The 6,409-nt window shown below is 59.8% G+C and carries 6 protein-coding genes; all 6 read right to left on the reverse strand.

The features are described from left to right. Positions 1–298 precede the first annotated feature (298 nt). A complete protein-coding gene (locus tag AB7E65_RS11480; protein ID WP_072285569.1) occupies positions 299–712 on the reverse strand; it encodes a cupin domain-containing protein in 414 nt (137 codons plus the stop codon). A 13-nt stretch (positions 713–725) separates the two neighbouring features. After that, on the reverse strand, positions 726–2,135 hold the full coding sequence (locus AB7E65_RS11485; protein ID WP_428745953.1) for a sodium:solute symporter family protein: 1,410 nt from the start codon (positions 2,133–2,135) through the stop codon (positions 726–728). A 499-nt stretch (positions 2,136–2,634) separates the two neighbouring features. Further along, the gene (locus AB7E65_RS11490) at positions 2,635–3,792 is read right to left on the reverse strand and encodes a double-cubane-cluster-containing anaerobic reductase (RefSeq protein ID WP_072285562.1); all 1,158 of its coding nucleotides are present in this window, start codon (positions 3,790–3,792) and stop codon (positions 2,635–2,637) included. A gap of 11 nt (positions 3,793–3,803) precedes the next feature. After that, positions 3,804–4,607 carry an acyl-CoA dehydratase activase gene (locus AB7E65_RS11495; protein WP_428745954.1) on the reverse strand — a complete coding sequence of 268 codons (804 nt, stop codon included), beginning with the start codon at positions 4,605–4,607 and terminating at the stop codon, positions 3,804–3,806. Further along, complete coding sequence (locus AB7E65_RS11500; protein WP_072285560.1) at positions 4,594–5,364, reverse strand: ABC transporter ATP-binding protein; 771 nt, start codon at positions 5,362–5,364, stop codon at positions 4,594–4,596. The genes AB7E65_RS11495 and AB7E65_RS11500 overlap by 14 nt, the downstream gene beginning before the upstream one ends. 8 nt (positions 5,365–5,372) lie before the next feature. Continuing rightward, the coding region (locus AB7E65_RS11505; RefSeq protein WP_428745955.1) for an ABC transporter permease at positions 5,373–6,409 on the reverse strand (1,037 nt) is incomplete at its 5' end.

Below are 6,409 nucleotides of genomic sequence, written 5' to 3' on the forward strand. Positions count from 1 at the left end.
GATAGCAGATTGGATCAATTGAACCTGCTCAAATAGCCAGCCGCCTTTAGGCGGCCCAAGGTTTGAGCCAACCGCTTTGAGCGGTTCACCCATAAAGCCCCCGGTTTGACCGGGGGATACTTACTTTTCATCCGGAAACGGCCCTTTTCCGTCGTGACGGCGTCAATCCGCAGGCTTGCTTGTGCGGCGTACCGATGTACGCCTCCGCGCAACCCCTTGATTTCCTTACCATAACGAAAAATTGCTCGTTTCCCATATGAAAACTACGCTGTATCCATCCGGAGTTTCCGGATGGATACTACTTGACAGTCAGCGGAAGTTCGGCGGTACCGACATAGAAAACGATGATCTCGGCCGTTTCCATGCCTTCGTTTTTGCCGTAGTGCCACTTGTCCACCACCTCGATGATCGGGTCCCCGGCCTGCATGTGAAGGGTTTCGTTTTTTTCGGTGACGACGGTCAGCTCGCCCTTGGTCAGAACTCCGGCATTGATCACCGGATGCTTGTGCAGCGGCAGGGTGGTGCCAGGGGGAATCTGGATGCGCAGGATGGTCAATTGCGGTTGTCCATCGGGATAAGCCGGCAGCGGGGTCCCATCCCAACTGGCGCTCCCGCGGACCAGGGTTTCGACCGCGACTCCGGGACTGTCAAGCGCGAAGGCAGGACAGGAAAGGGCCGCAAATAACATCAGGGCCGTGAACAGTCTAATCATGGTTTTCCTCCCGTTACTCACCGCACTCTTCCACACATTCCAAGGTCACCATATCCAGTCTGTTCACCAGGCAAAAAACCAGAAAGTTGGCGAAAACCCCGATCAGCAGTCCGTCGAACCCGCCGGGAGTGCCAAGCAGATGATTCCAGCCGAAGACCCCGACAAGCCCGGCCGCTGCACCACAGATAAAGGCCCGGGGGGTGGATTTGAACCCCAGCAGGGTGGCGGCCAGCGGCACCAGAATGATCGGCGACCAGAAGTTATAGGCAAACAGCAGTATATCGAGCAGGCTCTGAATGCGGATGGCGATGATGATCGCCAGGGAACCGGTGATCAGGGTCGCCAGCCGCGCCCAGAGCAGGCCGGTGCGGTCGCTCAGTTTCTCCTTTCGCAGGGGATTGACGATATCGTTGACGAAAGCCACGGAAGCGCTGTTGAGAAAGGAATCGGCCGATGACATGACAACCGCCAGAATGCCGGCGATGACCAGGCCGCGCATGCCGATCGGCAGAACGCCCTCGACGACGAAGGGAATTGCCAGGTTGGGATTGAGGTCGGGTTTGAGAACCAGCGCGACCAGGCCGATGCCGCCGGAAATGGCGAAAAACGGCACCGAAAAGAGCCCGCTCCAGAGCGTGCCCCGGGAGATGGCCTTGATGTCGCGGCTGATGAACAGCCGCCGCACGTAGGGAGGGACCAGGGTTTCGCCCAGCACGAAGGTCAGGAACAGGGAACCGAACTGGACCGGCGTCATGTTGCTGAAAAATTCTAAATGGCCGTCCGGCACCTGCGCCAGAAGCTCGCCCGGACCGCCCAGTTGCTTGATCCCCAAAAACAGCACCAGGGGCATGCCGATGGCCAGCACCCCGAACTGCAGCACATCGGTGGCGACCACGGCCCGCATGCCACCGATGGTGTCGTACAGGATGATGATGCCCATGCCGATCATGATGCCGGTCGGCACCGACAGTCCCAGAAACAGATTGAAAAGGTATCCCATGCCGCCGATCTGGGCACCCAGAATGCCGGCGCACAACAGCACGGAAAAAATTCCCGTGATGAACTTGCCGGTTTTACCGTAGTCGACCTCCATCACGTCGCCCACGGAGATCGCCTTGGGAAAGCGGTCCGATCTGGGAGCGATGAAGCGGGCCACCAGCACTTCCTTGAGACTGAAACCCCAAAGTGCCACGATATTGACGATACCGATGGTGAAGACCTTTTCGGCATTCCCCATGGTGAAACCGCCGCCGATGAAGGAGGCGGACAAGGTCGCGGCGATGATCGGGGCGGTATAGTTGCGGCCGGCCACCGCATACTCCTCCAGATCGTTCACCCGCCTTCCTGCCCAGAGGCCGACGCCCAGGACGCATCCCAGATAGAGAATGATGGTCACCTGGTCAATCATCGTGAGATCAAGCATGGAAGTTTTCTCCCTCCCCGTCTTAAGGGGTGCAAGTTAATATGAATCCGGGCGTTGCCTGCCGCCGGCCAGTTCGCCGAATGTGTCACGGGGGGGGTCGCAAGGAGTGTGCCAGCTGCTGACAGCCTTTTGCCTGGGTGGACTGGCGGAGAAAAAATGCCTACTTATTAAATATTTAAAGGTATTTTACACCGGCATGATGGTTTTTTTTAGCGCAACCGGTGCTGAAGTCGGCCTCGCTAGCGGGCTGCGCAACCCGGTTTTGCCATAATGTTGACGATCGAATTGAAAAGGGCGAAGGACGGTCAATTAATGTTCAATTGCCAGGGCACCATGGCCTTGGGGGCCTTGCCGCAGGGGATGAAACGGTCCAGGTCGGAGGCCTCGATCACCATCCGGGCGCTTTTCTCGGCGCAGCCGGGCGAAAAGAAACATGCGCCGGTCTTCGGCCGAAAAAAGGCCGGCTTCGTGAGAATAAGGACTGCTCGCGGTTTCCCGGTCAGGCGATTTTTTTGCGGCAGATCATTTCGATGAATGCCTCGATGCGCACCTTGAGCTGTTCGGTATCCGATGCAGAGTAGTCGGTTTCGATCTGCAGAAAGGGCACTTTCGAGGTGTTCCGCACATGGTTTTTCAGACTGGCAGACTCGATGTTGTAGGTGTGACAGGCCTGCCAGGTGAGATCGACGACACCGTCCGCCCGGAAATCGCGGACAAGTTTCTCGACCAGTTCCATGCGTCCCTGGTTGGGTGACATGCATGAACAGGGTACGCGCAGGTAACGTTCGGCCAGGGCGGCGAGCGGATCGCCGTCACTGGCAACCGGGTCAACCTTCTTGTAGGCAGTGCAGCTTTCGAAGCAGACGACGCTGGCACCGCAGTCCTCGATGATCCGCACCACCTTGTCCGAGCCGATGCCGATGGGTACGCCGCTGAGCAGAATGCGCGGAGTTGCCGGCGTGTAGGGCGACCGTCCTGCCGTAGCCATGTCCTGCAGTTCGGCCGTGAGCCGGTCCACCAGCTCGATGACTTCGCGCTTGTCGCAGGAAAACCCGCGGTTATGAAGTACGGTGAGCATGTCCAGCCCGCTGATGGGTGCGGGCACATGCCGGCAGACATCCTGCAGTGCTTGCAGGGAGCGCCGTTCGTCGTTCATCAGGCGGATGGCTTCGCGCAGTTTCTCTTCAGTTATCTCTACGCCGAACATCTCTTCAAGCCGACGCTTAAGGCGCAGCATTTCGCCGGTCCAATAGGTCAGCGCCGTGTCGTCCTGCGTCTGCGGCAGCTGCATGACGTGCAGCGGTTTCATGGCGCTGAGCAGTTCATACATCTTCTTTTTACCGTCACAGGTCGTTTCGGCCAGTATAAGGTCTGCAAAATGGAAGTACGGGCAGGTATCGGTGACGGCAAAGCCGTAGCTGGATTTGATGAGCGGGCACAGATTGCGCGGCAGGATCTTTTCCGCTGCCGGGATCGGGGTCTGGCTTGTGCCGCAGAGGGATACGGCAACGGCCCCTGCCGCCACGACCAGTTCCACCGGGGAGTAGAGACAGTAGGTTCCGACCACGCGCAGTCCATTTTCCCGGGCTTCTTTCAAGACCAGCGGATTTCTTTCGCGCAATGTGGATATTTCGGCAAAGGTTTCTGTTTTTATCATGGGAAAGGTTCTCATTCGGGTGAAAAGGAGGTCGTGATTTCATGGCCGATCAACGCTGCGCCCAGGGCCCCGACAAACTGGGGGCAGGCAGGAACGTGCAGTTCTGTACTGAGGCTTGCGGCGATTTTTTCACAGATATCGCAGTTCTGGGCGATGCCACCGGTAAAAATGACGGAATCCCGCAGGGGCACTTTGCCGGCGAGACAGTGGAGCCGCCGGGCAATGGTGTCGATGATGCCGGCGGCGATGCCTGCTTTTTCGACGCCGCGCGCCAGCAGGCCGATGACCTCCGACTCCGCGAAGACCGTGCACATGCTGGAGAGGGGCACCGGTTCGGCCGTAGCCGCCAGGGCGCCGAGTTCCTCCAGGCTGACATCCAGGCTCGCCGCCATGACCTGAAGAAAACGGCCCGTACCGGCGGCGCACTTGTCGTTCATAATGAAGTCGGACACCGCACCCTGCTCGTCGAGGGCGATGACCTTGCAGTCCTGCCCGCCGATGTCGATCACCGTGCGGGTCGCGGGGTGGAGAAAATGGGCGCCCAGGGCGTGACAGGTGATCTCCGTGACCCGGCGGGTGAAGATGGGCAGGGAGATGCGTCCGTAACCGGTGCCGATGATGGCGCCCACCCGGTCCTGTGCCACGCCGGCGGCCTCCAGGGCTTCGTCCAGCACCTGCAGGCCGGCTTTTTTAGGGTCCCAGCCGGTGGGTGTGACGGCCTGGCCGAGAACCCTGTCGGTCAGCACCACCGCCTTGGTGGCGGTGGAGCCGATGTCGATGCCGACGCTTATGGGGCCTTGGTCATTGGGCGGCATGGACCGTCTCCTGTTCAAGCCGGGCGAGGATGTGTACCGCCAGGGCGCCGTAGCGCGGGTTGGCCCGGTCGCGCGGACGGGGCATGGGGACATCGATGATTTCCCGGATCATGCCGGGGGTGGCGGACATGACAAAGATGCGGTCGGCGAGAAAGATCGCCTCGTCGACGCTGTGAGTGACGAACAGGATGGTTTTGCGGTTGGTCTGCCAGATGCGCAGCAGTTCCTTCTGCAGCACGATGCGCGTATAGGCGTCCAGCGCGCCGAAAGGCTCGTCCATCAGCAAAACATCGGGATCGGTGGCCAGGGCGCGGGCGATGGCGACCCGCTGCTGCATGCCGCCGGACAACTCGTAGGGAAAGGCCTGGGTGAATGATTCCAGCCCTACCAGTTGCAGGTAGTCGAGGGCCCGCCGTTCCCTGTTCCTTCGTTCGTAGCCGGCGAATTCCATGCCTGTCGCAACGTTGTCCAGGACCGTGCGCCACGGGAACAGCGAATATTCCTGAAAGACCATGCCGATCTGACGATGGGGCGCCCTGATCGGGGTATCCTGATACATGACGCTGCCCGAGCTGGCCTGCTCAAGACCGGCGATGATCCGCAGCAGGGTCGATTTGCCGCAGCCGGAGGGACCGACGAGGCAGATGAATTCATGGGCGCCGACCTCAAAGTTGATATCCTTCAGAGCCTGGACGCATTGCCCTTTTTCCGTGATGAAGCTCTTTTGGGTTTTGGTGACCCGGATGACCTGTTCCATGGAACCCCTCAACGGCCAAGTGCCTGCCATGTAAATTTTTTGTCTTCAAACCAGCGGAAGCCGAGGTCGAGCAGGGCGCCCACGGTACCGATACTGATCATGCCGGCGATGACCACGTCGGTGCGGGCGATGGTAAAGGCATGGGTGATCAGGTACCCGACGCCGGACATGCTGCCGGGTAGCATTTCCGCCGACACCAGGCACATCCATGAAACGCCCAGGCCGATACGCATGCCGATGACGATGCCCGGCGCGGCGCCCGGCAGGAGCACCTTGAGAAAGATGTCGCGTTTGCGCGCGCCGAGCACGCGGGCAGAATCGATCAGGGTCTTGCGCACGCTCCGCACCCCGGTGATGGTGCTGGTGAGTACCGGGTAGAAGCCGCCGATGAAGATGATGAAAATCATGGAGAATTTCAGGTTGTTCAGATACAGGTAATATTGGCCCGGCTCGACTTCCAACAGGGTTGCCAGGCTTGCGACGCCGAACCAGGCGAGCACCAGGGGCACCCAGGCCAGAGGAGGGATGGGCCTGAAAATTCCAAGAAAGTTGCTGAAAAACCGGTTGACCGTGCCGTAGTACCCCATGAGAATGCCGAGGGGCACGGCCACGAGTACCGCCGTGAAATATCCGGACGCCACCCGTGCCAGGCTCACGATGATGTTCCCCAGCAGCGATCCCATGCTGATGAGGTCCCGGTCCGGGTGGACGAGAATGGCGAAGACGCTGTCCGGCGAGGGCAGAATGATCTCGTTGTCGATATACGGCGCGAGACACTGCCAGCACAACAGCAACAGCAGCGGTGCAATGATCGGGATGGTGTATTTGATTGCTTTATCTTTCATGGCGGCCAGGTGGCCGAGCTTTCCCTGCTTTGCGGTGATTTGCAGGGATGTCCGCCCGGCCAGGTAAATCGTTTGGGCCCGGCCGGTGCCGCCGCATGCGTCAGGGAGGCGGTACGGATGCGGCGGCACCGGCCAGGCCGGAAGTGTGTGCGGGCAATCAGGGCAGGTAGTCAAATTCGAACAGACGACCCTTGGCCTCC

Source organism: Syntrophotalea sp. (assembly GCF_050253115.1).
GTDB classification, from domain to species: Bacteria; Desulfobacterota; Desulfuromonadia; order Desulfuromonadales; family Syntrophotaleaceae; genus Syntrophotalea; species Syntrophotalea acetylenica.